Annotated in this window: 24 protein-coding genes, 1 tRNA gene and 1 pseudogene; 7 read left to right on the top strand and 19 right to left on the bottom strand. The window is 70.1% G+C overall.

Features of this window, described 5'->3' with window-relative positions; genetic code table 11:
- Positions 1-383 precede the first annotated feature (383 nt).
- The 12 genes from B1A86_RS02995 to B1A86_RS02940 all read right to left on the bottom strand — a co-directional run bounded on the left by B1A86_RS02995 (position 384) and on the right by B1A86_RS02940 (position 13254).
- Positions 384-1970: a hypothetical protein gene (locus B1A86_RS02995; protein WP_232502391.1), complete on the bottom strand. Its 1587-nt coding sequence runs from the start codon at positions 1968-1970 to the stop codon at positions 384-386.
- Between the two features lie 330 nt (positions 1971-2300).
- Positions 2301-3098 carry a hypothetical protein gene (locus B1A86_RS02990; RefSeq protein ID WP_002856212.1) on the bottom strand — a complete coding sequence of 266 codons (798 nt, stop codon included), beginning with the start codon at positions 3096-3098 and terminating at the stop codon, positions 2301-2303.
- Between the two features lie 268 nt (positions 3099-3366).
- Positions 3367-3747, bottom strand: a complete 381-nt coding sequence (locus B1A86_RS02985; RefSeq protein ID WP_002856213.1) for a hypothetical protein — start codon at positions 3745-3747, stop codon at positions 3367-3369.
- 4 nt (positions 3748-3751) lie between these two features.
- On the bottom strand, positions 3752-5656 hold the full coding sequence (locus B1A86_RS02980) for a TraM recognition domain-containing protein (RefSeq protein WP_036340698.1): 1905 nt from the start codon (positions 5654-5656) through the stop codon (positions 3752-3754).
- On the bottom strand, positions 5656-7158 hold the full coding sequence (locus tag B1A86_RS02975; RefSeq protein WP_078026190.1) for a conjugal transfer protein TraC: 1503 nt from the start codon (positions 7156-7158) through the stop codon (positions 5656-5658). Before B1A86_RS02975 ends, B1A86_RS02980 begins: the two co-directional genes overlap by 1 nt.
- Complete coding sequence (locus B1A86_RS02970; RefSeq protein ID WP_036340692.1) at positions 7158-8747, bottom strand: SCO6880 family protein; 1590 nt, start codon at positions 8745-8747, stop codon at positions 7158-7160. The genes B1A86_RS02975 and B1A86_RS02970 overlap by 1 nt, the downstream gene beginning before the upstream one ends.
- Entirely contained in the window at positions 8747-9787 is a 1041-nt protein-coding gene (locus tag B1A86_RS02965; protein ID WP_036340691.1) for a type IV secretion system protein, read from the bottom strand. Before B1A86_RS02965 ends, B1A86_RS02970 begins: the two co-directional genes overlap by 1 nt.
- Positions 9788-9819: 32 nt before the next feature.
- A complete protein-coding gene (locus B1A86_RS02960) occupies positions 9820-10125 on the bottom strand; it encodes a hypothetical protein (protein WP_036340689.1) in 306 nt (101 codons plus the stop codon).
- Between the two features lie 183 nt (positions 10126-10308).
- A complete protein-coding gene (locus tag B1A86_RS02955; RefSeq protein ID WP_036340687.1) occupies positions 10309-10971 on the bottom strand; it encodes a hypothetical protein in 663 nt (220 codons plus the stop codon).
- An 86-nt stretch (positions 10972-11057) separates the two neighbouring features.
- Positions 11058-11354 carry a hypothetical protein gene (locus tag B1A86_RS02950; RefSeq protein ID WP_036340685.1) on the bottom strand — a complete coding sequence of 99 codons (297 nt, stop codon included), beginning with the start codon at positions 11352-11354 and terminating at the stop codon, positions 11058-11060.
- Positions 11351-12196, bottom strand: coding sequence for an RNA polymerase sigma factor (locus B1A86_RS02945; protein ID WP_227449005.1), 846 nt, complete (start codon positions 12194-12196; stop codon positions 11351-11353). Before B1A86_RS02945 ends, B1A86_RS02950 begins: the two co-directional genes overlap by 4 nt.
- Entirely contained in the window at positions 12196-13254 is a 1059-nt protein-coding gene (locus B1A86_RS02940; RefSeq protein WP_138976785.1) for a helix-turn-helix domain-containing protein, read from the bottom strand. Before B1A86_RS02940 ends, B1A86_RS02945 begins: the two co-directional genes overlap by 1 nt.
- A gap of 185 nt (positions 13255-13439) precedes the next feature.
- On the opposite strand from B1A86_RS02940, the gene B1A86_RS02935 reads away from it, so the two are divergent.
- Positions 13440-14687: an IS256 family transposase gene (locus B1A86_RS02935; protein WP_145930907.1), complete on the top strand. Its 1248-nt coding sequence runs from the start codon at positions 13440-13442 to the stop codon at positions 14685-14687.
- A gap of 32 nt (positions 14688-14719) precedes the next feature.
- On the opposite strand, the gene B1A86_RS02930 is transcribed toward B1A86_RS02935, so the two are convergent.
- From B1A86_RS02930 to B1A86_RS02920, 3 genes are read right to left on the bottom strand one after another with little or no spacing between them, the layout of a single operon-like run.
- Entirely contained in the window at positions 14720-15820 is a 1101-nt protein-coding gene (locus tag B1A86_RS02930) for a DUF2637 domain-containing protein (RefSeq protein ID WP_078025688.1), read from the bottom strand.
- On the bottom strand, positions 15817-16653 hold the full coding sequence (locus B1A86_RS02925) for a helix-turn-helix domain-containing protein (RefSeq protein ID WP_049147141.1): 837 nt from the start codon (positions 16651-16653) through the stop codon (positions 15817-15819). Before B1A86_RS02925 ends, B1A86_RS02930 begins: the two co-directional genes overlap by 4 nt.
- On the bottom strand, positions 16650-16892 hold the full coding sequence (locus B1A86_RS02920) for a helix-turn-helix domain-containing protein (protein WP_078025801.1): 243 nt from the start codon (positions 16890-16892) through the stop codon (positions 16650-16652). Before B1A86_RS02920 ends, B1A86_RS02925 begins: the two co-directional genes overlap by 4 nt.
- Between B1A86_RS02920 and B1A86_RS11895 the strand changes: the two genes are divergently transcribed.
- Positions 16891-17337: a helix-turn-helix transcriptional regulator gene (locus tag B1A86_RS11895; RefSeq protein WP_078025802.1), complete on the top strand. Its 447-nt coding sequence runs from the start codon at positions 16891-16893 to the stop codon at positions 17335-17337. The two genes, B1A86_RS02920 and B1A86_RS11895, sit on opposite strands and share 2 nt — an antisense overlap.
- Here B1A86_RS11895 and B1A86_RS02910 read toward each other — a convergent pair.
- Positions 17299-17370 (bottom strand) — tRNA-Asn (locus tag B1A86_RS02910). The genes B1A86_RS11895 and B1A86_RS02910 overlap by 39 nt on opposite strands.
- 203 nt (positions 17371-17573) lie before the next feature.
- Between B1A86_RS02910 and B1A86_RS02905 the strand changes: the two genes are divergently transcribed.
- Positions 17574-18242 carry a PepSY domain-containing protein gene (locus tag B1A86_RS02905; protein WP_036383585.1) on the top strand — a complete coding sequence of 223 codons (669 nt, stop codon included), beginning with the start codon at positions 17574-17576 and terminating at the stop codon, positions 18240-18242.
- An 80-nt stretch (positions 18243-18322) separates the two neighbouring features.
- On the opposite strand, the gene dnaG is transcribed toward B1A86_RS02905, so the two are convergent.
- The 3 genes and pseudogenes from dnaG to B1A86_RS02890 all read right to left on the bottom strand — a co-directional run bounded on the left by dnaG (position 18323) and on the right by B1A86_RS02890 (position 21442).
- On the bottom strand, positions 18323-20233 hold the full coding sequence (dnaG, locus tag B1A86_RS02900; RefSeq protein WP_078025690.1) for a DNA primase: 1911 nt from the start codon (positions 20231-20233) through the stop codon (positions 18323-18325).
- 30 nt (positions 20234-20263) lie between these two features.
- The gene (locus tag B1A86_RS02895) at positions 20264-20509 is read right to left on the bottom strand and encodes a hypothetical protein (protein ID WP_044659704.1); all 246 of its coding nucleotides are present in this window, start codon (positions 20507-20509) and stop codon (positions 20264-20266) included.
- A gap of 62 nt (positions 20510-20571) precedes the next feature.
- Positions 20572-21442: pseudogene (locus B1A86_RS02890) on the bottom strand (arsenic resistance protein).
- A gap of 32 nt (positions 21443-21474) precedes the next feature.
- Between B1A86_RS02890 and B1A86_RS02885 the strand changes: the two are divergent.
- The 4 genes from B1A86_RS02885 (at position 21475) to B1A86_RS02870 (ending at position 26914) form a co-directional block, all read left to right on the top strand.
- On the top strand, positions 21475-23058 hold the full coding sequence (locus B1A86_RS02885; protein WP_078025691.1) for an anthranilate synthase component I family protein: 1584 nt from the start codon (positions 21475-21477) through the stop codon (positions 23056-23058).
- 112 nt (positions 23059-23170) lie between these two features.
- Complete coding sequence (locus B1A86_RS02880) at positions 23171-24091, top strand: NAD-dependent deacylase (protein WP_078025692.1); 921 nt, start codon at positions 23171-23173, stop codon at positions 24089-24091.
- Positions 24092-24197: 106 nt separating this feature from the next.
- Positions 24198-25289: an iron ABC transporter substrate-binding protein gene (locus tag B1A86_RS02875; protein ID WP_036317448.1), complete on the top strand. Its 1092-nt coding sequence runs from the start codon at positions 24198-24200 to the stop codon at positions 25287-25289.
- A gap of 77 nt (positions 25290-25366) precedes the next feature.
- Positions 25367-26914: an iron ABC transporter permease gene (locus B1A86_RS02870; RefSeq protein ID WP_010079202.1), complete on the top strand. Its 1548-nt coding sequence runs from the start codon at positions 25367-25369 to the stop codon at positions 26912-26914.

Below are 26914 nucleotides of genomic sequence, written 5' to 3'. Positions count from 1 at the left end.
AGCCCCCTGGATGCAGCGGATCGCGGCGCAGAAGCCCGGGTGGCGGCGTGCGCGGGGGGCCGACCCAACGCCATGGCGGGACGACCCACCGCGTCCACGTGCCAGAGGCACCCAAACCGACCCACACATAGGTGCCTCGACTACCCGAGCAGACGCCGTTGTACCCACCATCTCGCTCCGCCTCGGCCGACCCCTAAAGACCGATAAAGGTCCACCTTCCAGTTCGCGGAAACTAGCACCCTCAACAAGGCAGTTTTGCCACCTGGATTCCGGTGCACCCTCTGCTCCAGCTCCGGCCCCCTCCCCGGATGCAGAGTTAACTACCATGCAACTGTGGTACCCGACGCCACGCACGTATGGTTTTGATTATTGGCTGTTTAGCGCTAGTTAGTTGACTTGTTCGGGACTAGGTAATGAGGACCGACGAGGCCAATATGAACCTTCTTAGTCGCCCCGTTAGTGTCATCATAGAAGTAGACCCGTGGCGCAAGGTTGCCGCCTCCCTCGGAGATTTTAAGATGCGCGAGCATGGTGATCTCGCCGGATGAATCGACAGCCGGATCCACCTTGAAGTCACGAGTCCCCTTGAACTTCCCGCTCGTCTGCACCCCTTCACTCTCGGTCATGGACAGCTTCTTGCTAGTAGCCGGCCAGCCGAGCACCGGCCCCGAGGCACACCACTCCCAAAAGCCGCCCTTATCCCAGCCCGACGCCCGATCCTGTGCGTACGCAGCGAGGGCACGAAATCCGCGCCAAGCCTTATTGCCCCAGTTGTACGCTTCGGGCGCGGTGTCAATATCCTCCAAATGGCGCACCGCGGAGTCCGGGAGGACGAGCCAGTCTGCAAGGTACATCTGGGCCGCGAGTACGGCCTCTGACGTGTCCTGCACAAGGTCTGGGACCGAGGCCACGTCCTCGTGCTGGGCGCCCCACAATAGAGAGGCGAGCCCACGCTCGATCAGCGCTTCCTTGAGTCGTGAAAGATGGCCGTTGGCACTGGCGAGCTCCCTCTCCACGGAGCTCTGCTCGTCGAGGGCCACCTCACGCTCAAAATCCCAGTCTTCCCGCGCCTTTATCAGGTCCTTCACCGGGATCATCCCGTCGAGTGCGTCCGACGGCAGACCACTCTGACCTCCAAAGATGTGGAACACATTCGGTATTCGTCGCCGCGTCGAGAGCTGAGCAACCGAGTAGACGATGCGGTCTACGGTGAATCGCGGACGATCTTCGAGGCGGGAGCGCTGGTAGTAGCGGTGCCGCCACCCCTCAGCATCCCGGGTCACCACACCAGGCGAATACACACGTATCCCGCCATCCCAGACCGCAAGAGAACCGAATTCGCGCCGAAACTCAGAGACTGCAGCCAAATCAAGGGTAAGGACGATGGCAACACCCTCCGCGCGGGCCGCGATTCTCTTAGCCGCACGGAGCCAATCACCATCGTGATCTCCACTCGGTTCGGTACAGACGATGATCGGCAGCGTGCGGGAGGGATTCGACAGCATTTCCGCCAGGATGTCGATGGCGTTTGCAGGAAGCGAGAGCGGCTCCACCTGAAGTTGACTGCCGCCTAGCCGCGGCTTGTCGACGGCACTCAAAAGATCATGCACGACCTTCGGCCTACCAACAGAGACTCGGCGGGCGAGGTCATCGGAGGACATGCTCAGCTCGACCAGTGTATGGACACCCTCGTCATCAGCAACGACCCGGATCACCGTGGACCACTCGGTGGGGTCCCCCGCGACCTGATCGATGACAGTGGCCTCGAAAGCGTTGGGTCCGACAACTCGGACTGAGATCCGCCGGTGCCGCCCCTGGGACACGTCAAGCTCGCTGTGTCCCTCAACCAGTGGCGCCGGTTCTTCCGTCTCCTGAGTCCAGCGCGCCACGCAGATCTTCAAGTCTTCGACGAGAGATATTGGGTCCGGGCGCGATGCGTCCGACCATACCGCTCTGTACAGAATGCTCATCCGGCAATACCCCCACGCTCTCACGAGAGCACCAGACCGGCCTCTCCTGGGTCTATCCCCCCAACCTTACCGTCGTCCACCGGCGTTAGATGTCGGCCGCCTTGAGGCAGGATGGTCGCACGTCAGTGCTGCGCGGCACGCTTCTCACCTACGTCCGAGACCTCACGAGCCCCTCTTCACCGAGCTCGTTCTCCAAATGGTCCTAGGTGTATCCAGCCACCGCATTGGCGGCACTCACTCAGTCGGCGTCTTGTCCCCCAGGGAGCGGCACGATCCCGTCAAGTGCGTTACTCATGCCTACACCGACGTCCACAAGACCAGCCGTAACGCTCATTCCCAATCGTGCCCATTTACGGATGTCTGCCACCCCACCTCGAGGCCCGGAGTCGCGCTCGGCACTGTCAGCCGGAGCCCCGGAGCTAGGGGCGTGGAGGACGTCATCATCAGCTCTGCGGTAACCCCAGTCGATGTCCGACGGGAGGCAAGCCCCACAGGATTCGATAGAGCGATCTCCTCCCCGTCGCCGTTAAAGACCCGGGCACGCACATACTTCACACCCGCCTCCGGCCGCTCGAGGGCGTGCTGTTCACAGGTTGTCGCCGCCCATGCAGTGAAGTCGTCCTCGTCGTAGTCCAGGTTGAACGCTGGCCGGTCCCCGTACGCCTCCGGCTCTTTGTGCTGACCGATCTTCGCGCAGCCAGCCTCATCCACCATGCGACGCAGACGCGCGGTGAGCATCTCCACGTGCGGGTGCCACATCATCATCGGGCCCAGCCCCGGAGCCTGTTCCTCCCAGACCTTGTACTCCATGCACATCGCCGCATACAGCTCGGCCGTCAGGTCCGAGTGCTTGTACCAGCAGGGCGGCACTACCGAGGTCACCAGCCGGTACTCGGCCACGAACCAGTCGACCCACCGGCGCAGCGTGTTCCACGCCTCCCATTGGTGCTCAGCCTCGATCTCCCGCCACCGCGTGCCCATCCACACCGGCGGACCCTCGCCCGCGAGTTCCGCGGCGATCTCCGGGTCGACGTAGGGCAGCGGAGTCCCCGTCTGTCCGTCGTCATCGGCGGCCGCCGGCGCCTCCCAGTCCGTGAGCTCGTCGTCTTCAACCCAGGGTGATGTCATCAGTTCCGTCCTTCCCTCGTGTACCGGCGTGCTGGCCCGCCCAGCAGCCTCTCGAGCCGGGCGAACAGCTCCTCAACGGCCTCGCGCCCGCCTGCCCCGGTCGAGCACATGTAGCGATGTGCGGCGTCTTCGCAGGTCCCGCACAACCACACCCCGATTCCGCCGGCGGCACGACACTCGGCGCGGTCCAGGTGCCGTCCATCGGTGCAGTGCCACCTCGTGGAGACGGTCCGCTGGCAGACATGGCACCGTGCACCCCCGTCGTCGCTCATGCCTGACTCTGCCGGACCATCCTCGCCACGATCACGATCGTCGCCCGCCTGCGGTCCCATCCAAAGAACTCCTTCTTGCCGTCCATGATCTGATGCAGCCGCTGGTGATGGTCCCGGCACAACGGCATCAGGTCGTTGTGCGCTTCGCGGGCCTGCCACCGGCCCTCCTCGTCCTGGCCCACGCCCTTGTACGAGACGTGGTGCAGGTCCAGGGTCCCGGCCCGGGTCAGCGTGATCCCGCAGACCTGGCAGGCCGGCTCTTGGCCGGCCTGCCGGCAGTCTGCGAACCACCGCACCCGCCTGTACCCCCATGCCTGGGACCGCAGGTACCGCTTGTACTCGGCCGAGCCGGTGCGGTGCAGCCCGAACCTGCCCATGCCCTCACCGCACCGGGATCGCCGGGGCCGTCTCTGGCACCGGGTCCAACGCCGCCACGGAGTCCTCGGCCCGGTCCGCGTCGGTCGGTGTCGAGGGAGCCGGGTCCTTGGACTCCAGCTCGGCCAGCAGCGCCTTCGAGTACCGCCCCGCGGCCTCTTTGATCTGCTTGCCGTCCTTGCGGTCCCACCAACGGGTCATCTGCATCAGGATCGGCCGGCCGTTACGGTTCAGCAGAACTCCCCACCCGAACGGCAGCCGACGCAGCTCCGCGACCGAGACCACCTCGGTGTCGTGGATCTGCTCGGAGACCGAGGTGTGGTCCTTGCCGCGAGACTTCGAGGTCCGCATGATCTTGCGCTGGCCGGCCAGCTTGGCGAACTGCTCCAGGTCGGACACGTTCGAGGCGCCCCCGAGCTGGACCTTCACCGTGGCCGCGTCGAACAGCGCCTGGGCCTGCTGCTCGCCCCATTCGTTGCGGGCCTGGGCCATCGACTGGAACACCGCGAACGGGGAGATGCCCACGCCGCCGCCGTCCGCCATGAGCTGGGTCAGCCCAGGCCAGGCACCGGAGATGTTCGCAATCTCATCAAGCACAAGGGACAGCGGAGGGTCCAGCCGGTTCCCGGGCGACTTCGCCGCCAGCTCGCGCGCCCGCTCGGTGATCGCATCCATCATCGCGATCAGGAACGGCCCCGCCGACGAGCCGCCGGTCTTGGTGCCCACGATGTAGAGCGTCCCGCACTCGGTGAGGAACTTGTCGATGTCCAGGGTCTCCTCGAACCGGTTGGGTCGCAGCACGTCGCGGACCTCGGGCACCGACAGCCCCTTGACCGCACCCTCGACGCCGAACCACTTGGACTGGAGCAGCTTCGGGTCGCCCTCGATGATGCCCTTGAGCACCAGGTTCCAGTTCAGCGCGGCCTTGGGATGCTCGGTGAGGATCTTCACGGCCTCCTTGGCCTCGGCCGGGTTGTTGCCCCACCGCATCAGATCATCCACGGTGCGCTCACCCAGCGCCGCGGCGTGCAGCAGGCACTCCATGATCGTGATCGCCGGGGCCTGCCACTCCGCGTTCGAGCTGGAGGACCCCAGGCCGGAGGCACCGATCAGCGACGCCGCCCGCTGATTCGCCACACGCGGCTCTTCACAGCCCGTGATCGGGGACCACTTCAGCGTGGAGGGCTGACCGGTCAGTCCCTGCGGGTCGAACAGGGCCACCGGCCCCTTCTTCTTGCGCAGCTCGGCCGTGGCCCCCAGGTTGTCCGCGCGAGAGCTGGTCGTGATGACCGGGCCGGGCGCGTCCAGGATCGCGCCGATCAGCAGGTGCACGCCCTTGCCCGAGCGCGGCGGGCCGATCAGCACCACTGACTCCTCGTAGGACGCGAACACGTCCACGCCCTCGGCCTTGCCCAGGCGCATGGCCCCGTCCGTGATGGCCGGCTTCTTGATCGAGGGCCGGACCTTCTTCACCCGGGACAGCACCGACTTGCGGCCCACCGTCTTGGTGATCTCCGCAGACCGGGCCAGGCCCTCGCGCTCGCGCAGCTCCTTGATGAACTTCTTGTCCGACTGCTGATACCGGCTCCACGCCGTCACCGCCACGCCGATCAGCACGAGGGCCAGCACCCCCAGACCGATCAGCCAGCCGATGACCCCGCCGGTGGTCGCCGTGCACCCCTGCGCGGTGGCCCCGAACGCCGCCGGGTCGTGCTCGCCCACGAGGAAGCCCAGCGGCGCGAACAGCGAGTCCGGCTTCGTCGCTGCCCCACAGTGGATACGCCCGGCCAGGAACCCGGCCAGCAGGTACGCCCCGTAGAGCAGCACGGCCGGACCGATGAGCCAGATCAGTGCCGTCTCGGCCGGGTTGTCCCCTTCCAGGACCGAGTTGTTGCCACGTTCACGTCGCATCAGGCCACCGCCTCCTTCGCCTTGTCCATGCGCTCGTCCGTGTCGAACAGCGGCAGCTCGGCCCGCGTGAGCACGTTCTGCACCTCGAACGAGGAATCCCCCAACCGCCACAGGCCCGTGCCCTTGGGCAGGGACCGCACCAGGGACCGCTCCCGGTCGGACAGTTCCATCTCCGACGTCGTGATCTTCAGCGCGGACCGGTCCTGCCGGTAGATCACCTTCACGTCCGCGTCGGCCAGCAGGGACCGGGCCATCGCGGCCATCTTCGAGCTCTGATCACCAGCCATGTCCAGGTCAGCGATCTTGTGCAGCACGAGCACGTTGAAGATGCCGTACGCGCGGCTGAGCTTCCACTGCTCGACCATGCGCCGCAGGTCGGCCTCGGAGCTGATGTTGTCCCAGCCCTCTTCATAGATCACGATCCGCTGCCCGCCGTCGCGGGTGGTGACCATCGCTTCGGTCCATGCGCCCGCGCAGGCGTTGACCACGCGCACCGCCTCCGGGGAGGCACCCAGCAACGCGGAGGTGTCGATGCTCGTCGCGCACGCCTGCTCATCCAGGACGACCGTGGTCTCCCCGTCGAACATGCCGGCCAGGTCGCCGGAGGACACGCGACCCAACGTCATCATCGTCACCGACGCGGCCTCCGCCTTCATCGCGTCCGGGTCCGTGCGGGCCGCGTCCAGCGCCCGGATCACGTCCGGGATGATCGGCGGACGTCCCTCGGCGTCCGCGACCGCCACGGCCGCGTCCAGGCCCGCCGAGAGCACGTGGTGCTCGGGAGAGGTCATCTCCCGGTCGGTGAGGATCTTCACCAGGGCCACCAAGATGGACATGCGCCGAGTCCGCACCATCGAGGCCCACGCCCGGTCCGTCATCGGCTCGCCCTGCACGTCCGTCGAGGGCCGGGTGCCCGGGTCCAGTGGGTTCAGGCGCGTGTCCAGGCCAGGGCCGACCTGGATCACCGATCCACCCAGGCCCTTGACCACACGGGTCCACTCGCCCTTCTTGTCCGAGGCCACCGAGAGCTTGCGCCCGGCCAGCACCTGCCGCACCGCCAGCGACTTGGCCAGCGACGACTTCCCGGTGCCCACCTGACCGAACAGCATCATCGACATGCCCGAGATGATCCCGGCCTCATAGAGCGCCCACGGGTCGAAGCAGAACGCGCCGCCGCCGTGCATGTCCTTGCCGATCATCAGCCCGCGCGCACCCAGACCGGGGCCGGCCACGAACGGGTACGCCGTCGCGGCCGTGTGCGTCGTCGTGCGGACCGGCCGCGGGGCCAGCGTGCGCAGCCCCCGCAGCTGCCGTGCCCCGCGCGGTCCGGCCTTGCCCCACTGCGGCTGAGGGAACCGCTCCTCCCGCGCCTCCCGGTTGCGCAGCCGCTGCGCCTGCGCCTGCGCCATCTTCATTTTCCGCTGAGCGACCCTGGCCTCACGCAGGGACATCTTGCCCGGCTCGATGATCTGGAACAGATCGACCTTCGGTTCTTCACGCATCAGAGCTTCATCCTTCCGAACGGCAGGGCACCGGCCACGAACGCCGCGTCCTGCTCCATCCACACCGGGCGCAGCTCGCACTCGGCCGTGATCCCGGAGGCCACGACCTCCGCCGCCGCGGACTCCAGTTCGGACCGCGAGGCCCCGGTCACCGTGACCAGCACGACGACCTCCACGCCCGTGTGCCGACGCCGCAGCTCGGCCTCCTCACGCTCGACGTCCTCCAGGGACTGGTCATGTTCCAACGAACCGATGCGACCGAGCTTGTTCATCAGCCGCGAGTTCGTGTGCCAGTCCGTCTTGCGCCGCTGCACGGACCGCACCGCGGCCCCACGCTCCACCGGCGCCAGGAACACCGAGACCGTGTGCCGGAAGTCCCCGGCGAACACCAGCTCGTCCAGGAACCCCAGCCGGGCCAGGTTCTGCGGCAGCTCGGAGACCTTGTAGGTGCGGTGGTAGTTCCCGTCCGTGACCATGTGGCCCGCATGGACCTCCACGGCCATCGGTCCCGCGCTCGAGGGCGCGGTGCCCGCCGTCTTCCCGTCCGCCTTCATGGTCGAGACCATCACCGAGGCGTCCGGGTCGAACGCCGACCGCGAGAGGCCGGCCAGCGTGCGCGGGGAGTGCCAGGCGGTCACCTGGGTCCCCGAGCGCGGCAGCGTGCTCTCCACCGTCGTCATCAGCTTGAGCATGTGCTCCATGAGCGCCGGGGTGCCCCCGCCGAGCGCCTTGACCTGAGAGGTGATCTTCGACGGGGAGACCACCAGCGTCAGCCACTGCTCGTGCACCGGCATCGACTGGGCCTCCTTCATCAGCTCACGGAACGCCTGGTCCAGGAACGGGTCGATGCTTGCCCCTGTCCGGCCCGCGCCCTCCTGCTTGGACTCGTAGAAGTCCTCCACGGCCGCACCGGAGATGAGCGTCGTCTGATCGGAAGCCTGAATCCGCACCACACCCGGCAGACGCGACAGCGCCGCCAGCGACGATCCCCACGACAGGGACCGTTCCTCCTGAGCGTCGAAGGACTCCAGGTCAAAGCCCCGCGTCGTCATGACCTTCGCGCAGACCACCGCTTCCCGGGCGCGCGGGTCCCAGACGAACCCGGCCCCGTTGGGCATCGCGTAGACCATCAGCTCGCCGGCCACACCCGGCAGCCGGAACCGTGCCGGCTCACCCGGCTTGATCCGCCCCTTCGCGTCGCGCTGGGCCTGCGGCCCTGCCTCGCTCACGGGTGCCTGCGGCTCGCCGTCCACCAGCTCCAGCACGTGTGCCGGGGCCATCCCCTGGCGGTACTCGAGCTGATCCGTTGCCCCGCGCCGCAGGTACTGCGCCGCCACCCACACCCAGCCAGGCAGGGACCGGCCACGGAACCGGGTCGCACCGAACGCGCCGATCACGGCCATCAGCCCGATGCCCACGAACATGGCCGGCCCGCCACGCAGGATGAACGCCATGCCGATCAGCACGCCGGCCAGCACCACGATCACCTGCTCCAGGGTCAGCCCCAGGATCAGTCCCTGAGTCCGTTCCTGGGGGAATCGGACGTCGTCGTACTCCGAGTCCATCGACTCCTGAATCATCGTTGCCATCAGCGGCCTCCTCGCATCACCATCGCCCCGGCACGCTGGCGCATCCGGCCAGCCCGCGCCGAAACGCCCCGCATCGAATTCATTGCTCCACGCCCGGCCCGGCTCGCGGCCATCACGCCCGCCTGTTCAGCCTGCCCGGCACCGCCAGCCAGCCACGCGGTGACTGCAAGCATGAAGATCGGCATGGCCGCGGCCACGAACACCAGCACCATGCCAGCCACGGTCTGCACCCAGTCCGTGGACAATGCCGCCATCGCCATGCCCAGCCGCACGACGGCGGCTGCGAGCGGCCCGGCCATGATCAGCCCCAGCATCATCGACAGCCACCGCCCCGCCAGCGCCTTGGCCGGCTCCAGGGCCAGCGAGAAGATCGCCGGGGGCGCGAACGAGGCCAAGATCAGAATCAGCACCAGACGGAAGATCATCATCGCCATCAGCACGAAGCAGGCGAAGAAGATCACCAGCGCGATGATCACCGCGACCACGATCATCCCGTTTCCCGAGTTCTCGCTGGCCATCTCCCACTGCGCGAAGTTCTCGTCCAGCAGGATCTTGTCGTTGGCGGCGTCGTAGGTCAGACCGAACAGTCCCAGCACGCCGGCTACCGCCTCGTCCTCGCCATCGGTGCCACCGGAACCGACCCGCAAGATCCACAAGGTCAGCTGCTGGGTCGCCCCCATCGCCATCCACACCAGCCCGACCACCACGTAGGTCGCCGGGATGCTGAACACCGCCGCCAGGAACGCGCGCACCATGCCCGCCGTGGACCCGCGCACCGCCGAGAGCACGACCTGCACGGCCACGAAGATCACCAGCAGCGGGATCATCGCCACCACGATGATGTTCAGCATCCCCGGGTGGTCGATCACCGTGCTCTCGCCACCGGCCACCGTCGTGGTGACCTGACCGCCGACGACCGTGACCCACCACTCCGGGGTCAGCGCACCCACGGAGAAAGCCTGCTCGATCAGCCCGGCAGCGGCCTTCGCCAGCCCCAGGATCGAACCCCGCAGGAACTCCTCGAAGTCCTTCTCCCACATCGTTCTCTCCCTCCGTGAGTGCGCTCAGGACCTCAGAACAGCGGCAGGCCGGCGCCCCAGCCGATCAGGCTCGCGGCACCGGCGATCAGGGCCGCAGCCACGATGCCCCAGACCACGAAGCTGATACCCACGTCCTGCGCGCGGCCGCTCGAGGAGAGCTTGCCGAAGATCCAGACCAGCACGCCGATGCCGACGGCGACGATCAGGACGACCAGGAAGGTGCCCAACGCCAGGCCAGTGACGTTCTGGATGGTGGGCATCCACGGCCCGTCGAAGCGCGGTGCGATGTCCGGGACACCGGCAGCCACCGTGGTGGCCGCGTGAATCAGATTGCTCATCAGAGGTCCTCCCGTAGGGATGTGATGTGACGACGGCCCGGATGTCTTCCGGCCCGCGCGGGCACCTCCCGCCCGCTGCCAGATGTACGACGCGCCGCACCGCCACGCATGTCACCTGTCCCGCACACGAGAAAGCCCCCACCCACTGCATCCGCAGCAGGTGGGGGCAACTCCCAGATCAGATCAAGAGCAGTTCTGACCCCGCGTCAGCGTCAGGGTCCGCCCGGTCTGAGCACCGTTGGTCAGCGACTGACGCGCCACGTGCACCTCGACCGGCGAGCACTCGGCCGTGGCCTCGTTCTGCGCCGAGCAGTCCGGCTCACCCGACCCGTTCACCTCGCCCGTGGCGTACCACTTCACCGATGTGACGACCGTGTACGAGGATTCCGTGCCGGTAGGCTCCTTGCCCCACTCGTACCCGTCCAGGGCGGGCTGTCCACCGAGCAACGTACTGATCACACGCTCACGCTCTGCCCGATCCGGGGACGGCTCCTCCTTGTCGAAGTCCCGCACCGCCTGCCGGTTGCAGGTCTGCTTCGGGGCGTTCTTCTCGATCGCGACCGACTGTGGCCTGGCCCCGGCGGGCATCAGCTCGCTCGTGCCCAGCCCAGCCCCCCAGCTCGTGCCGGCCGTGCCAGCGCCCAGCACCGTCGCCCCCACCGCCGCCAACGCGACCATCGTCCACCCCTTGCGCATCCCGCCAGGTGAGAACAAGGCCCTGCCCCACACCGCCAGCGCCACGCCAGCCCCCACCGCCAGGATCAGCACGACCAGCGCCGTCCCGACCACCCATCCACTGATCTGTGACCACCCCGACAGCCCGTCCGGGTTGATTCCGTTCAACATGTCCGACTCCTCGCCGCTCGTCTGGCCCGCTCTTGCTTCGTTGCCGTGTCTCGTCCTGGGTTCGCGGTCCCCACCGCGAAGGTCTGTCAGCGCGCCATCGCCTGCACCACCAGCACCCACACCACGAGCACCGCCAGCGCCACGGCCGCGATCACCCACCGACCCCGCGCCGAGTCCCACGCGTCCGGTACCCGCTCCTGCCACGACGTCGGCAGCGGCGCGTCCACGGACTCCGCCACCCACCGCCGCCCGGCCTCGCCTGCGCGCTGGCGCAGTCGCCGCACGGACGCGACCAGTCCCCGGTCCCGCTCTACGTAGACCACGCGCGGCTCCTGACCCTCCGGGACGTCATGGCTCTGCTCGAACTCCGTCTGCTCGCTCACTTCTCTGCCCTCTCGTTTCGGATCACCGTTGTCGCCACCCTCAGCAGGTGCCGTGTCTCGGCCAGGTACTGCCGACTCGTGGAGTGGCTGAACCCGGTGGCCTGCATGACGTCCTCGACCGTGACCGCTTCCATCCGGCCCCCCGCCTGCGCGCAGGCCAACGCGACCTGCCGCGCCCAGTCCCCCGCGTCCCCGTCGTCGGGAAGGCAGCTGATCAGCACACGCATCGTCACCGCCTGCCCCGAACGGGCCACCTCCTGCGCCGCCCGGACCACCCGGGCACAGCGCACCAGCTCACGCCGGGCCTGACGCAGTGCGGTCACCGAGACGCCCATCGCCTCCGATGCCGCCACGACGTCATCCCCGAACGCCAGCACCACGGCCAGGGCACGGGCCGTCATCTCCGAGGACTCCATGACCGACTCGACCACCCGCATCACCTCCGCGACTTCCCGGTGTGCAGCCAGCGCTTCAACCACAGCCTCGGCCGGGTCCTCCATGACCGTCGACACCGCGGTCTTCTCCCGCGCCACCGCGGAAGCCTCCAGCGCCTCCTGGCCCGCCCGCGACCGGCCGACCGCCCGCAGATGATCCACCGCTCGGTTCCGGGCGATGGTGCCGACCCAGGTCCGCAGGGAACCCCGGTCCGGATCGAACCGCTCCCGGGAGTGCCACGCGGACTCCCACGTGCTCTGGAGCACGTCCTCGACGACGTCGCCGTTGCCCGAGGGTCCGAGTACGGCCACCACCGTGCCTCGCACCGAGGCCACCGCTTCCGCCAGCTCGTCACCGGTCACCAGCACCATCCCCGCCGGAGCCACCCGGTCCGCCTGCCCGGTCATCAGTCCACCGCCTCCATCAACGCCCGTGGCATCGCCCGCCGCTCCAGCCGGCAGTGCGGGCAGTCTGCAAGCACGGCCTGCCCGTACGCCGGGATGTGCACGTCCGGGTCCTGGCACGGCTCACCGGTCCGCAGCTCACGCACCTGCCCCGAAGCAGCCGGAGCCTGAGTCACGGCGACCGGCCGGGGCCGGGTCACAGTGACCAATTCCTCGAACTCCGAGGCCAAGGACCGCGCCACGAAGGCCGTGGGCTTGCGCACCGGCCCCGAGGCCCGCGCCAAGACCACGTCCACGATGGACCGCAGCTGCCCGTCTCCGAGGTCCGCAGCCGCCGGCACCCGCTGAACCAAGTCCGCCAGGACCACACCCCGATGGACCAGCCCCACGCCTTCCCCACCGTCGATGACCTGATCGGTCCGTCGTCCGTCGTCCGTCGTCGTCTCCGCGCGCACTGCACCGGACTGACGGACTGACGGACGGACAGATGAGGGTTCTTGAGGGTTAGTCCGCGCGCGATCCTTATAGTCGGCAAAGTCGTGATTGTCGGGTGAGTCCGCCGAAATTGTCGGGTGAGTCGACTCACCCGACAGATTGTCGGGTCGCGTGTTCATGCGGGTCTCAGATTTACCCGACAGATTGTCGGGTCGCGTCTTCGTGCGGGTCTCAGATTTACCCGACAGATTGTCGGGTCGCGTCTTCGTGCGGGTCTCAGATTTACCCGACAGATTGTCGGGTCGCGTGTTCATGCGGGTCTCGGCGTCTTGGACAAGGTCGTTCAGGGCCTCTTCGCGGAGGTAGTACCTCAAGCCGATCCGCCCGCGCCCGTCCCCGTAGCGAGACTCGGTGTCCACCAGGCCCAGGTCTCGCAGGCGGGCGATGTGCCGCTCCACCGAACGCACCGTCTGGGCCGACCGCCGGGCCAACAACTCCTGGCTCGGGTGGCACGACCACGCCTCGTCCGCATGGTCACCCAGCAGCAAAAGCACGAACGCCTGGCCGGTGTTGAGTTGGCCTGTCTCCGCGACTTTCTGCGCCCACTTCATCGCTTCGATGCTCATGCCTGCTCCTCCTCGGTCCCGAATGCCTCGGCGTGCGCCTCACGGGCATCGGCCAAGCGGCGAGTTGAGTCCCGGATAGTGGTGTAACCCTCCCCGGTGGCCACGACCATCTTCGAGACGGACGCGGTCACCGTGGGAGCCTTCGAGCGAACCTTCCACAGCACTCTCGAAAGGACATCACCACGATGACCGCTCCACACATTGTCGACCCTGAACGCCTGCTGCGCGAAGCTCTCGGGGAGGCCTCCCCAGACCTGCTGCGCCACCTGCTGCAGACCGTGATCAACGCACTGCTCTCCGCCGACGCTGACGCGGTCTGCGGGGCCGAGTACGGCAAGCCCTCCGAACACCGGACAGCGCAGCGCAACGGCTACCGCCACCGACCCCTGGACACCCGCGCCGGCACGATCGATGTGGCCATCCCCAAACTCCGGGCCGGCACGTACTTCCCCGAATGGCTGCTCGAGCGCCGCAAACGGGCCGAGTCCGCACTGATCACCGTGGTCGCGGACTGCTACCTGGCCGGGGTCTCGACCCGGCGCATGGACAAGCTCGTACGGCAGCTGGGCATCGACTCGCTCTCGAAGTCCCAGGTCAGCCGGATGGCACAGGAGTTGGACGAGCACATCGAGGCTTTCCGTCACCGGCCGCTGGGCGAGGCCGGCCCGTTCGTGTTCCTCGCCGCCGACGCCCTGACCATGAAGGTGCGTGAGGGCGGGCGTGTGGTCAACGCGGTGGCCATGGTCGCCACCGGGGTCAACGCGGACGGGCGCCGCGAGGTCCTCGGGCTGAGGGTGGCCACCACGGAGTCCGGGGCGGGGTGGAACGAGTTCTTCGCGGACCTGGTGGCCCGGGGGCTGGCCGGGGTGGCACTGGTGACCTCGGACTCCCATCGCGGCCTCGTGGAAGCCGTGGCGGCGAACCTGCCCGGGGCCGTGTGGCAACGCTGCCGCACCCATTACGCGGCGAATCTGATGGCCGTGACCCCGAAGAGCATGTGGCCGGCGGTGAAGGCCATGCTGCACAGCGTGTACGACCAGCCCGACGGGCCGGCCGTGCAGGCCCAGTTCGAGCGCCTGTTGGACTACGTGCAGGACAGGTTGCCCGCGGTGGCTGGGCACCTCGATGCAGCACGAGAGGACATCCTCGCGTTCACCTCGTTCCCGAGGGACGTGTGGTCCCAGATCTGGTCGAACAACCCTGCCGAGCGGCTGAACCGGGAGATCCGGCGCCGCACGGACTCGGTGGGGATCTTCCCGAACCGGGATGCCGTGGTGCGTCTGGTCGGGGCTGTGTTGGCCGAGCAGACCGATGAGTGGGCCGAAGGCCGCCGGTATCTCGGCCTGGAACTGCTCGCCCGGTGCCGTGAGCCCCTGACCACGGAGCAAGAGACCGTGATGAGCACGGAGGTGATGCCGACCCTGCAGACCTGACAGGTACAAGCCCCCTACAACCTCGAAGACGGCTACACCACTTCCAGGGACTTGACCAAGCGGCGGCGCCCGGTGCGCTCTGAGCACCCGAACTTCTCTGCGACCTCCGCCGCCGAGGGCACCTGGCCCTCCTGCGCGCGGGACACGATCCATGCGGTGATGTCCGCACCCGATGCCTTCTCCACCGTCTTCGTCTCTGCGGCGACCGGCTCTGACGACGCCACGGTCTCGACGACCTCGATCCCCTGGGCGACCTGCGATTCCTCGACCACGGCCTGCGGAACCTCGCGGGCCTCGCGTTCGGTCTCGAGTTTGGCTTGACGCTCCATCCGTTCCAGCTCCTGCCGGTGCCGAGCCTCGGCCACCTCGGCCTCCCGCTCGGCCTCGCGCCGCTGGGCCTCGATCTGCCAGCGGCTCGCTGCGAGTTCGGCCTCCAGCTCCGCGCGCTGACGATCCAGCTCCGCCTGAGCCTTCAGCTGCTCTGCTTCCTCCGACACCTGCGATGCGCGCTCGGCCCGCCGCGAGTCCGGGTTCTCCACCGCGACCCGCGCCAGCTGATCCGTGGCCACGAACACCGCCACCGGAACCATCACCGCGATGAGCGCACCCACCACGGACTGCCACACGCTCGCGTTCTCAGCACTCCACGCATGCGCCCCGTTGGCGATCATCGACAGCCCCGTGAACGCCCCCAGCGCCCACCACGACGCCCGCGCGGACTCCCCTCGAGACTCGTGCACCAGTACGGAGCCTGCGTAGACCAGGATCGCCAGGTCTATGAAGACCGGCACTGCCCAATGCATGAACGGCGGCAGCCCCAGCCACGCCGCGACCTCGTACAGCGCCGCGAACGAAATGGAGAACGCCACCAGCCCGGCCACAGCGGTCCCGGCCACCACGGCCCGGATGAACCGCCCATCGTTCGGGTTGACCCGGCGCGGAAGCGTCCGAATCCCACTGTCCGTGGGCCGCGCCCCGGTGCTATCCTTTGAGTGCTCGACCAGCGTGTTCTTTGGAATGTGCACCGTCTCGGATTGAGCGTTTTCGGAAGCCCCGACAGCCTGCCCGCTGGCCGGGGCTTCCGCCCTTTTCGGCCCAGACGTTCGGGCCTCCCACATCTGCTGCGCGCTCATCGCGTGCCCTCCTCGATCTTCTTCAGCACCTCATCCAGGTCGTCCACCGCGTCCCGCAGCGTCGACCGGATCTCCGCCTGGGACTCGCCCTCGACATGCCCCACGGACCGGATCACGTGCGCCAGCGTCCGCACGCACCGCACCGAGTCCCACACGACCCCGTGCAAGTCCTCGTCTTCGACCAGCGCCTTACCCGTCGCCGGAGACACCAGCGAGGCCACCGGGGTAGCCGCCTTGATCAGCGCTGGCACCGCGGCCGCACCCGACCCGTTGAACGCAGTCAGCACACGACGCGCGCGGTTCTTCTGTTCCTCGTCGTGCCGGACCAAGTCCAGCGGCTCGATCCCGAAGTCTTCGGCCGGCATATCCAAGACCGCGTCAACGTCACTTTGACCACCTCGGACCCCCATGGAGGGCTCGAGGTTTCCAATGCGAGCGGGCCTCGTGGCCTCGTAGGTCTTCCCGTCGACCCCGACGACGGAGGCCGGTGCACGTCCAGGTGCGTCTTTTGACGCACCTGCGTGCTTAAGCTCCCGCCGCACCGTGGCCTCACTGATCTGTGTCGCGGATGCGATCGCCCGAGTACTCATCCCCACCTCACGGAGGGACAGCACGATGTCCTGTCGCTTTTCCAGCGGTGGCCGAAGATGCAAGTTGCCGAACTCCCGAGTCACGTACTCGTCCCAGCTCCGGTACCCCAGAACTTCCCAAGCCCGCCCCCGATACGCGGACCGGATCAGGTGGTACACGGATTCCAGGCCGGTCTTGATCTGGTCTGTGACTTCTCGCGCCGCCTCTGGGGTGTAGGCCAGCTGAAGTGAATGGACGTTCATGCCTCGGCCAGCTGTTCATCTGCAGCATCGATGCCGGCTACCAACGTCGCGAACGGCACGCCCAGGACACGGGCGAGCTCCAGCAGCTCGCCTAGGCGGAATTCGACCTGCCCGGACATCCGCTTGGAAAGACCGTCCGGGGTGAGACCGGCCAGTGCCGCTGCGCGGGCCTGGGTTAGGTCTCGTCTACTGATTTCGGCTGCCAGGTTCGACCTGACGCAACGGGTGTGATTGCTCATGGCCCACACTGTATGCGCTGTGCGCATATCTGCCCAGCCCTCGCCTTGCGGTCATCGCAACTTTTTTTCTCTGACCTTGTGCGCCGTTCGCCTGAGCCATAGGGTCTTGCCCATGACGAAGTCGAACGAAGAGAGCGGCTCGGATTTCAATTCGATGGTCGCCGCAGAGGTGCGTGCTTGGCTCGCCCGCTCCGGCAAACGCCAGGCAGACCTAGCAGCGGCGCTCGGCGTCTCACAGAGCGGCATCTCACACCGGCTTCGCGCGCGGGTGGCCTTTACGTTGGAGGAGCTGGCCACCATCGCGGAGGTCTTCGACATCACGCTCGCGGAACTGCTCGGCCCGGTCATCCTCCAGGCACGAAGAAGCCCCCACACCGACATGGTCGGTGCAGGGGCTTCAGGATCGCTCCCCCGGTTGGATTCGAACCAACAACCCTTCGATTAACAGTCGAATGCTCTGCCGTTGAGCTACGGGGGAATGTGCCGCGAACCACCGGAGCCGTTCGGACAACGGATGGAACTCTACCAGAGCCCCTGCCTGCGCGCCACCCGGCCGCGGGGCGCCGTCGTCGTCCTACCCACGCCCGGGGACCGGGCCCTTGCCAGGCACGGTTCCGGCGGGCCTACGGTGCGCGGACACCCCAAAACCATCAGGAACGGACCCGAAGGAGAGACGTGTCCATGACCATCACGACCCTCACGCGCAAGACCGCCCTGACCGGCACGGGCATGCTCGCCGCCCTCGCCCTCGCGGCCTGCGGCACCACGTCTGACAACGGCGATGACGGCTCCGCCTCGCCGGAGGTCGACGCTTCCTCGTCCCTGGCGAGCACCCCCGCCACGGACGACGCGTCGGGCTCGGCGACGTCGTCGTCAGCCTCCTCCGCCTCGGCCTCGTCGACGGCCGCCGCGGCCGGCAGCGACTCGGCTACTGGCCAGGCAGATGACCCCGCCTACGCGGTGATCGACGCGGTCCTGGAGAAGTACGGCGACGGCATCATCGTCGCGGTGGATGCCGACGACGATGACACGACCTGGGAGGTTGACGTCGTGGTGGGCGAGGAGGTGAAGGAGCTGGACGTCACCGCCGACGGCGACATCACCGAGACCGACCGCGAGTCGGATCTCGAGGACGTCCAGAAGGCGAAGGACGCCGAGGTCACCGCCCAGCAGGCACTCGACACCGCCCGGGAGGGACGTGACGGGGTGACCCTGGACGAGATGGACCTGGACGACGACAACGGTACCCTCCAGTGGGAGGTCGGGTTCGACCGCGAGGACGGCTCCGACGGCCCCGAGGTCGAGATCGACGCCACGTCCGGCGAGGTGCTCACGGTCGACGAGCACTGACGCCGCGCGGCTGGCGGACCGCCGTTTCCCGAACGAAACGCCCCTGAAGCCGCCGTTTCCCGAACGAAAACGGGTGGGGGTCAGTCGTCGGCACGGAGGGCCCGGCGGCGCGCCTCCAGTTCCATGAGCTCGCTGTTGAGGCGGGTGAACTCGGCGGGGTCGCCCTCGGGGCCGAGCCGCTGCAGTCGCCCGAGCAGCTCCTCCTTGCGGTGCACGATCTGCAGGGCGAACAGGCGGTTCATGATGTCCCGGCAGTACCGGTCCACATCCTCGGGAGTGCGGGCGGGCAGGTCGCGGACGGCCAGCTCGGAGACGACGCCGGCCACCTCCTGGGGCACCGCGTCCCGCACGGCGTCGACCCAGCGCTGCGGCGTCGCCCCCGCCGACCCGGCCATCTTCACGCCCTGGTGGACGGCGGCGTACTGCGGGACCGTGAAGCGGGCGGCGTACAGCGCGGTCCACTGCTCCGCGGAGAGCAGGGTCGGATGCTGCAGCACCACCTCGAGGGACTCCCGCTCCCGACGGGCGACGGGGTCGCGCGGATCCACCGGCACCACGATCCGCGGCGCCGGGGCGGCAGCCTCCCCGTGGCGGCCCTGGGGCCCGATCGCCTGCCCGTCGTCCGCCGGGGCCGGCCGCGCCTCGGGCTCGGGCCCCCGCCGCGGTGCGCGCCCGGCCGCGGCCACAGCGCGGTGCACGGCGTTCGGGTCGAGGCCGAGCCAGCCGGCCAGCTCCCGCTCGTAGCCGGGACGCAGGACGGCGTCCTTGATGCCCGCCACGATCGGAACGGCATGGCGCAGGGCGCCGGCGCGGCCCTCCACGGTGTCCAGGTCGTAGTCCTTGAGCCCGGCCCGGATCGCGAACTCGAAGAGCGGCCGCCGCGAGGCGATGAGCGCGCGCACCGCCTCGTCGCCCTTCTGCATGCGCAGATCGCACGGGTCCATGCCGCTGGGCTCCACGGCCACGAACGTCTTGGCGAGGAACCGGTGGTCCTCGTCGAACGCCTTGAGAGCAGCCTTCTGCCCGGCCTCGTCACCGTCGAAGGTGAAGATCACCTCGCCGCCCGTGCCGTCGTCGGAGATCAGGCGACGGGCCACCTTGATGTGGTCCGCGCCGAACGCGGTGCCGCACGTGGCCACGGCCGTCCCGACGCCGGCCAGGTGGGCCGCCATCACGTCCGTGTAGCCCTCGACGAGCACCAGCTGGCGTTCCTTGGCGATCGTGCGCTTGGCCAGGTCGATGCCGTAGAGCACCTGGGACTTCTTGTAGAGCGGCGTCTCGGGGGTGTTCAGGTACTTGGGGCCGGGATCGTCGTCGTAGAGCTTGCGGGCGCCGAAGCCGATGGTCGCGCCGGTCATGTCCCGGATGGGCCAGAGCAGGCGGCCGCGGAACCGGTCGTACAGGCCGCGCTGTCCCTCGGACACCAGCCCGGAGGCGCGCAGCTCCTCGTCCCGGAAGCCGCGCTGCCGGAGGTGGTCCAGCAGATGCGACCACCCCTGCGGGGCGTACCCGAGGCCGAACTGCGTCGCGTGCTCCTGCGTGAATCCCCGCTGGGTGAGGAAGTCGCGGGCGGCCTGGGCCTCGGGCGAGCCGAGGGCACGACGGAAGAACTCGTCCGCCACCTTGTTCGCCTCGAACAGGCGACGACGGCGCCCCGTCTCCGCCTTGTCCGGGCCGGTGCCGCCGTCCTCGTAGTGCAGCTCCACCCCCACGCGGGACGCCAGCCGCTCCACGGTCTCCGTGAACGTGGTGTGCTCCAACTCCATGAGGAAGCTGATGACGTCCCCGTGCGCGCCGCAGCCAAAGCAGTGGTAGGTGCCCACGCCGGGGCGCACGTGGAACGACGGCGTCCGCTCATCGTGGAACGGGCACAGCCCCTTGAATGAGCCCACGCCCGCCGAGCGCAGAGTGACGAACTCCTCCACGACGGCCTTCAGATCCGTGCGCTCGCGGACGAGGTCGATGTCCTTGCGCACGATCAGTCCAGCCATGCGGACCATTCTAGGGACGGGGCGGGGCGGTCAGCCCCGAGCGGAACCGGCCTCCGTGGACGGCTCGGCCTCCGCTGCGGCCTGTGCAGGACCGGTCCCCGCCGTGCGGGGCGCTTCGGTCCGCGCCGCGCCCGCTCCCTCGGACGCGGGGCGCCCGGTGGCGGGGTCGATGACGGGCAGCGCGCCGGTGGCCGCCTCGACCAGCGGATGGAACAGCGCGGCCGAAGCCAGGCCGCCGTGACGGCGGCGCGCCGAGGACACGAACGAGAGGCTCATGTCGCCCACCATAGCGACTCGCGACCGTGATTCCGGTCACGGGAAGGCAACATTCTGGGCGGTCAGGTCACGGTTCGACGCGCGCCCGCCCCCGCGGACTGCCCGTGCAGCGGCAGCAGCCGGGGCACCAGCCGGACGAGGCTCACCATCACCCCGAGCTCCACGAGCGTCTGCGTCACCACCACGAGCGGGGCCGGGTCCAGGCTCGCCGGCAGGGCCAAGGCCAGCGGCAGCATGACCAGGGAGTTCCGCGTCGCGCCCGAGAACACGAGTGCCCGTCCTGCGGGCACGTCGAGATGCGTCCACCGCGCAGCCACCACGCCGAGGGCCACCATCACGGCGGCGAACGCCGCGAACAGGGGCACGACGGCGGCCAGCGCGGGCAGCCGCTCCCCCGCCCCGCGGATCTGCGAGGCGACCACCGTGAACAGCGTGACGACCATGAGCGGGACCATCGCCGCCGTGAACCCGCACCCCACCGCGGCCGCGCACCGCACCCCACTGGAGCAGCGCCGCGAGCGCGAGCGGCGCCAGGATCAGCAAGACCAGGGCACGGACGAACGGCCCGGCGTCGACCACGGCCACCGCCGCCTCGCCGGCGACGACGCGCAGCAGCACGGGCAGCACGGGCAGGACGGGCAGCACGACCAGCTGGACGAGCATGAGCAGTGGAGCCGCCGCCAGCAGCCGCTCGGCCGCCCCGCCCGCGAGCGCGGTGAACGCGATGACGTAGTCCACGCACGGGGCCAGCAGCACGAGGAGCACGCCCACGAGCAGCACGTCGTCGTGGGCCACGAACCGACTCAGCCCGAACACCACCGCCGGCACCACCAGGAACGTCGCCAGCAGGAGCGGCGCGAGGACCGGCTCGACGAGCACCGCCCACGCGCCGGCCCCGGGCACGGCCCACCCGACGACGGCGCCCGCGGCGATCCCGGCGGGGGCTGACCCCTACGCTGGGGGCCATGCCCACCGCCCCCGCACCGTCCGAGGCCGCTGCCACCCCGTTGCACGTGGCCGTGCGCACGCTCGACGCCGCGGCGCTCGCGGCGGCCGGACACACGGCGGCGACCGCCGTGGCCGCGGTGTACGCGCACGCGGTGGTGCGCGGGGCGGCGTCGTTCTGGCTGGACTCGGCCCTGCCGGACCCGGCCGAGGCCCGCTGGTCCGTGGCGGGCGACGGCCTGGACGTGCTCGGCGAGGAGCAGGGCCGTGTGCCCTCCCCCGGACCGCGCCTGGTCCGGCACGACGACCCCGCCGATCCGGACCGCGCGTGGGCGGGCCTCGCGGCTGCGGCCGCGCCCCGGCCGGTGGTCGGCGGCGAGGGGCTGCCCCTGCGCGGCGGCCTGGTCGGCTGGTTGGGCTACGAGCTCGGCCTGGCGGATCTGGGGGTGACACCGCCCTCACGTCGAGCCGAGGACCCCGCGCCCCTGCCCGCGCAGTTCTGGGTGCGCCCGTCCCGCTACGTCGTGGCCGACCACGCGGCCGGGGTGCTGCACTGCTGCGTCGTCTCCCTCGATCCGACCACCGCGGAGGCCGGGGCCGACCGCTGGGCGGCGGACGTGCGCCGCGCCCTCGCCGCGGCCCGCCGCGCTCTCGAGACGGCGGCGGGCGACGCCGTCGTACCCCCGCCGCAGGACGCCGTCCCGGGGCCGCGGGCCGATGAGGAGGCGCCGGGCACGTGGCGCGAGGACCGGGCGGCGTACGCCGAGCAGATCGCCCGCTGCCGCGCCGCGCTGCACGCCGGCGACTCCTACGAGCTGTGCCTGACCACCCGCTTCGACGCCGATCCCGGGCTGCGCGTGGACCCGCTGGTCCTCTTCCACGAGCTCGCCGCGCACCAGCCGGCCCCGTATGCGGCGCTGCTGGAGCACGGCACGGGCTCCCGCCGGTGGGCCGTGGTCTCCGCCTCCCCCGAGCGCTTCCTCTCCGGGCGCGAGGGCCGGTACAGCACCAAGCCGATCAAGGGCACCGCCGCCCGACTGGCCGACCCGGCCGGGGACGCCGAGGCCGCCCGCGCGCTCGCCGCCGACCCCAAGACGCGCGCCGAGAACCTCATGATCGTGGACCTGCTGCGCAACGACCTCTCCCGCGTGTGCGAGCCCGGCTCCGTGCAGGTGCCCTCCCTCATGGCGGTGGAGAGCTACGCGAGCGTCCACCAGCTCGTCTCCACGGTCACGGGGACCGCGCGGGCCGGCATCGAACCCGTGGACGTGGTGCGGTCGCTGTTCCCCGGCGGGTCGATGACGGGCGCGCCGAAGCGCCGCAGCGTCGAGCTGCTGGCCGCGTGGGAGGCCTCCCCGCGCGGGGTCTACTCCGGGGCGCTGGGGATGCTGAGCGCGGACGGGACGACGTCGTTGTCCGTCGTGATCCGCACGGCCGTGCTCGCCGGGGGCCGCTGGTCCGTGGGGGCCGGCGGGGCGATCGTCGCGGACTCTGACCCGGCCGCCGAGCACGACGAGGTCCTCCTCAAGGCCCGCGGCCTGCGCCGGGCCCTCGCCCGCGCCGCCGGCACGGGCCTGCCGACGACGGCGCCCGACATCGCCTGACCCCACCCAGGGGTTCGGGGGCGATATTCGGCGGTATTCCGACGGAATAACGCCGCAAACCGCCCCCGGACGAGGGGGGCGCCCACCCGTGCCGCCTGCCTAGGCTGGGGACATGGCCGATCCGCACCCCGTCCTCGCCGCCTCCGCCCCCGTCCTCGCCGATCCGCACCCCGTCCTCGCCGCCTCCGCCCCCGACCTCGACCCTGACGCGCTGGACGCCGTCCGCGCGCTCGTGGCCGCCGCCGAGCGTCCCGTGGTGCTCTCCGGGGCGGGGATGAGCGCCGAGTCCGGCATCCCCACGTTCCGCGACGCCCGGACCGGCCTGTGGGAGCGATTCTCCGCGGAGGAGCTCGCCACAGAGGAGGCGTTCCTCGCCGATCCCGCGCTCGTGTGGTCCTGGTACCGGTGGCGTGCCCGGATGGTGCGAGCCCGCCGACCCAACCCGGGGCACGACGCCGTCGCCGCCTGGCAGCGCCGCACACCCGGTCTGGAGGTGGTCACCCAGAACGTGGACGACCTGCACGAGCGCGCCGGCGCCCGGGTCCTCGCACACCTGCACGGCTCCCTGTTCGAGCACCGCTGCGCCGAATGCTGGGCCCCCGCCGACGTCGACCCGGGCGCGCCCGCGGACGAGGCGACGGCCGGCTCCGAGGCCGACCTCGAGGCGATGCTCCGCGAGGCACCGCCGGCCTGCACCGTGTGCGGGGACGGGCTGATCCGCCCGGGGATCGTGTGGTTCGGGGAGATGCTGCCGGCCGAGCCCTGGGACCGGGCGTTCGCCGCGCTCGAGGACTGCGACCTGTGCGTCGTCGTCGGCACCTCGGGCATCGTCCAGCCGGCGGCGTCCCTGCCGTTCGTGGCGCTGGGGGCCGGGGCCGCCGTCGTCGAGGTGAATCCGGTGGAGACCGAGCTGAGCGGCGCGGTCACGCACGTCCTGCGGGGTCCCGCCGGGGCGGTGCTGCCCGCGCTCGTCGCCGGCGTCTGGCCCGGGCCGTCGGGGGCCTTGTCGACTGCGAGGCACGTCACATGGTGACGCAATAGACAACACACGCATGACTTAATAGGCTCCCCTTGCCGGCCCGCCAGGAACCCCTGGCCCGCGGCGCCGCCCCCGCCACTCCTCCCGAATCGAGATTGCCATGCCCCAGTCCCGCGCCCTCTCGCGTGGTGTCCGCCTCTCGGCCGTGTCCGCCACGCTGCTGCTCGCCCTGACCGCCTGCGCCGGCGGCACCGGCGGCTCCGGCTCGGACTCCGCGTCCGGCGCGGCGTCCGGCTCCGCCTCCGCCGCCGAGTCGGACAAGAAGGTCACCCTGTACTCGGGCCGCAGCGAGGACCTCGTCCAGCCGATCCTGGACGAGTTCACCGACGAGACCGGCATCGAGGTGGAGGTCCGCTACGACAAGACCCCCGCCATGGCCGCGCAGCTGATCGAGGAGGGCGAGGGCTCCCCCGCCGACGTGTTCCTCTCCCAGGATGCGGGCGCGCTCGGCGCCGTCGCCAAGGAGGGCCTGTTCACGCCCCTCGCCCAGGAGACCCTGGACCGCGTGCCCGAGACCTACCGGGACGACGAGGGCGACTGGGTCGGCCTGACCGGCCGCGTCCGCGTGCTGGCCTACAACGAGGAGAAGGTCCCCGAGGCCGACCTCCCGACGTCGGTCGACGAGCTGACCGATCCGAAGTGGAAGGGCCGCGTCGGCGTCGCCCCCACCAACGCGTCCTTCCAGACGTTCGTCACCGCCCTTCGCCTGCAGAAGGGCGAGGACGAGGCCCGGACCTGGCTCGAGGACTTCGCCGCCAACGACCCGCAGCGCCGCGAGAAGAACGGCGAGATCCTCGCCGACGTGGACGCCGGCACCCTGGACACCGGCCTGGTCAACCACTACTACCTGTTCGAGCTGGCCCGGGAGAAGGGCGTCGCCCCGGAGGAGCTGGGCGCGTCCCTGCACTTCTTCCCCGACGGCGACCTCGGCTCGCTGGTGAACGTGTCCGGCATGGGCCTGGTGGGCGAGCAGGAGGACGGCGACGCCGCCGCCCTCGTGGAGTACCTTCTCTCCGAGGACGGTCAGTCGTACTTCGCCGAGGAGACCGGCGAGTACCCGCTCGTGGAGGGCGTGGAGCAGCCGGCCGGCTTCCCGGAGCTCTCCGAGGTCAAGGCCCCCGACGTGGACCTCAACGACCTGGACGACCTCCAGACCACCATCCAGATGATCCAGGAGGCGGGCCTGCTCTGACCCCCCGAGCACCGGAGCCGGCCGTCCGCCGCACGCGCGGACGGCGCGCTCCCGCGGCGCTGACCGCCGCGGCCCTCGTGGCCGCGGCGGTCGCGCTCGTCCCCATCGGCTACCTGTTCCTGCGCACCGCCCAGGGCGGGTTCGGCCCCTGGCTGGACGCCGTCGTGAGCCCGCGCGTGGGCGCCCTGGCCGCCACCTCGCTCGCGCTCACCGCCGTGGTGACCGCGCTGTGCCTGGTGATCGGCGTGGGCGCCGCCTGGCTCGTCACCCGCACCGACACGCCCGGCCGCGGCCTGCTGGCCGTCCTGCTGGCGCTGCCGCTGGCCGTGCCCTCCTACGTGGCGGCGTTCACGTGGGTGTCCGTCTCGGACCTGCTGCCCGGCGTGGAGGCGGGGCGCTTCGAGGGGTTCTGGGCCGCGGTGACGGTGATGACCCTCTACACGTACCCGTACGTATACCTGCCGGTGGCGGCCGCGCTCTCCCGCATCGACCCCGGCCAGGAGGACGTGGCCCGCTCGCTCGGCCGCGGCCCCGCCGCCACGCTGTTCACCGTCACGCTCGCCCAAGTGCGCCCGGCGATCGCCGGCGGCGCCCTGCTGGTGGCCCTCTACGTGCTCTCCGACTTCGGCGCCGTGGCCATCCTGCGCCTGGACACCTTCACCCGGGCGATCTTCACGGCGCTCGAGGTGGGCTTCAACCGGCAGCTCGCCCTCACCCTGGCCACCGTGCTCGTGCTGCTGACGGTGCTGGTGCTCTGGGGCGAGTCCCGCACCCGCCGGGCCGACGACGGCGTCCGCTCCGGTCGCACGGTCCGCCGGGTCAGCGTGCACCGGCTGGGCCGGTCCCGCTGGGTCGGCACCGGGCTCCTCGCCGTGGTCACGGGCGCCGCGCTGGGCGTGCCCGCGGTGAGCCTGGTCCGCTGGATGGGCGAGGGCACGTCCCTGTCCGCCGTCCGGGACCGCTGGCTCGACGCCGTCTCCGGCTCCGTGGTCCTGGCGGGCGCGGGCGCGGCGCTCACCCTCGCCCTCGCCCTGCCGATCGGCATCCTCGCCGCCCGCCACCCGGGGCGCGTCTCCCGGATCGCCGAGCGCGCCGCGTTCCTCGCGCACGGGCTGCCCGGCGTCGTCGTGGGGCTCTCCCTCGTGTTCCTCGGGGTCTCCCTGGTCCCGGCGCTCTACCAGACCACGTGGATGGTGGCCTTCGCCTACGCCACCCTGTTCCTGCCGCTGGCGGTCACGTCGGTGGCCGGGGCCGTCGCCCAGTCCTCCCCTGCCCTCGAGGAGGCGGCCCGGTCCCTGGGCTCCTCGGGCGCCGAGGTGCTGCGCCGCGTGACCCTGCCGCTGGCGCTGCCGGGGGTGGGCGCCGGCGTCGCGCTGGTGGCCCTCACCGCCATGAAGGAGCTGCCCGCCACGCTGCTGCTGCGGCCCACCGGCATGGACACGCTCGCCACCCGCCTGTGGAACGCCACCAGCGTGGGCCGGTACGCCGAGGCCGCCCCCTACGCGCTCACCCTCGTGCTGCTCGCCGCGGTGCCCACGTGGGTGGTGGTCCACCGCACGGGGATCGTCGCGGCCGTGCGCGGCCGCTCGAGCGCCCCGTCGACCCCGAACGAGGTGTCAGAATGA

Origin of the sequence: Micrococcus sp. KBS0714, from assembly GCF_002008305.4 — a bacterium.
In the GTDB taxonomy this organism is placed as follows: domain Bacteria; phylum Actinomycetota; class Actinomycetes; order Actinomycetales; family Micrococcaceae; genus Micrococcus; species Micrococcus luteus.
The sequence above is the reverse complement of the archived record's forward strand: the minus strand, read 5'-3'. Positions and strand labels throughout refer to the sequence as shown.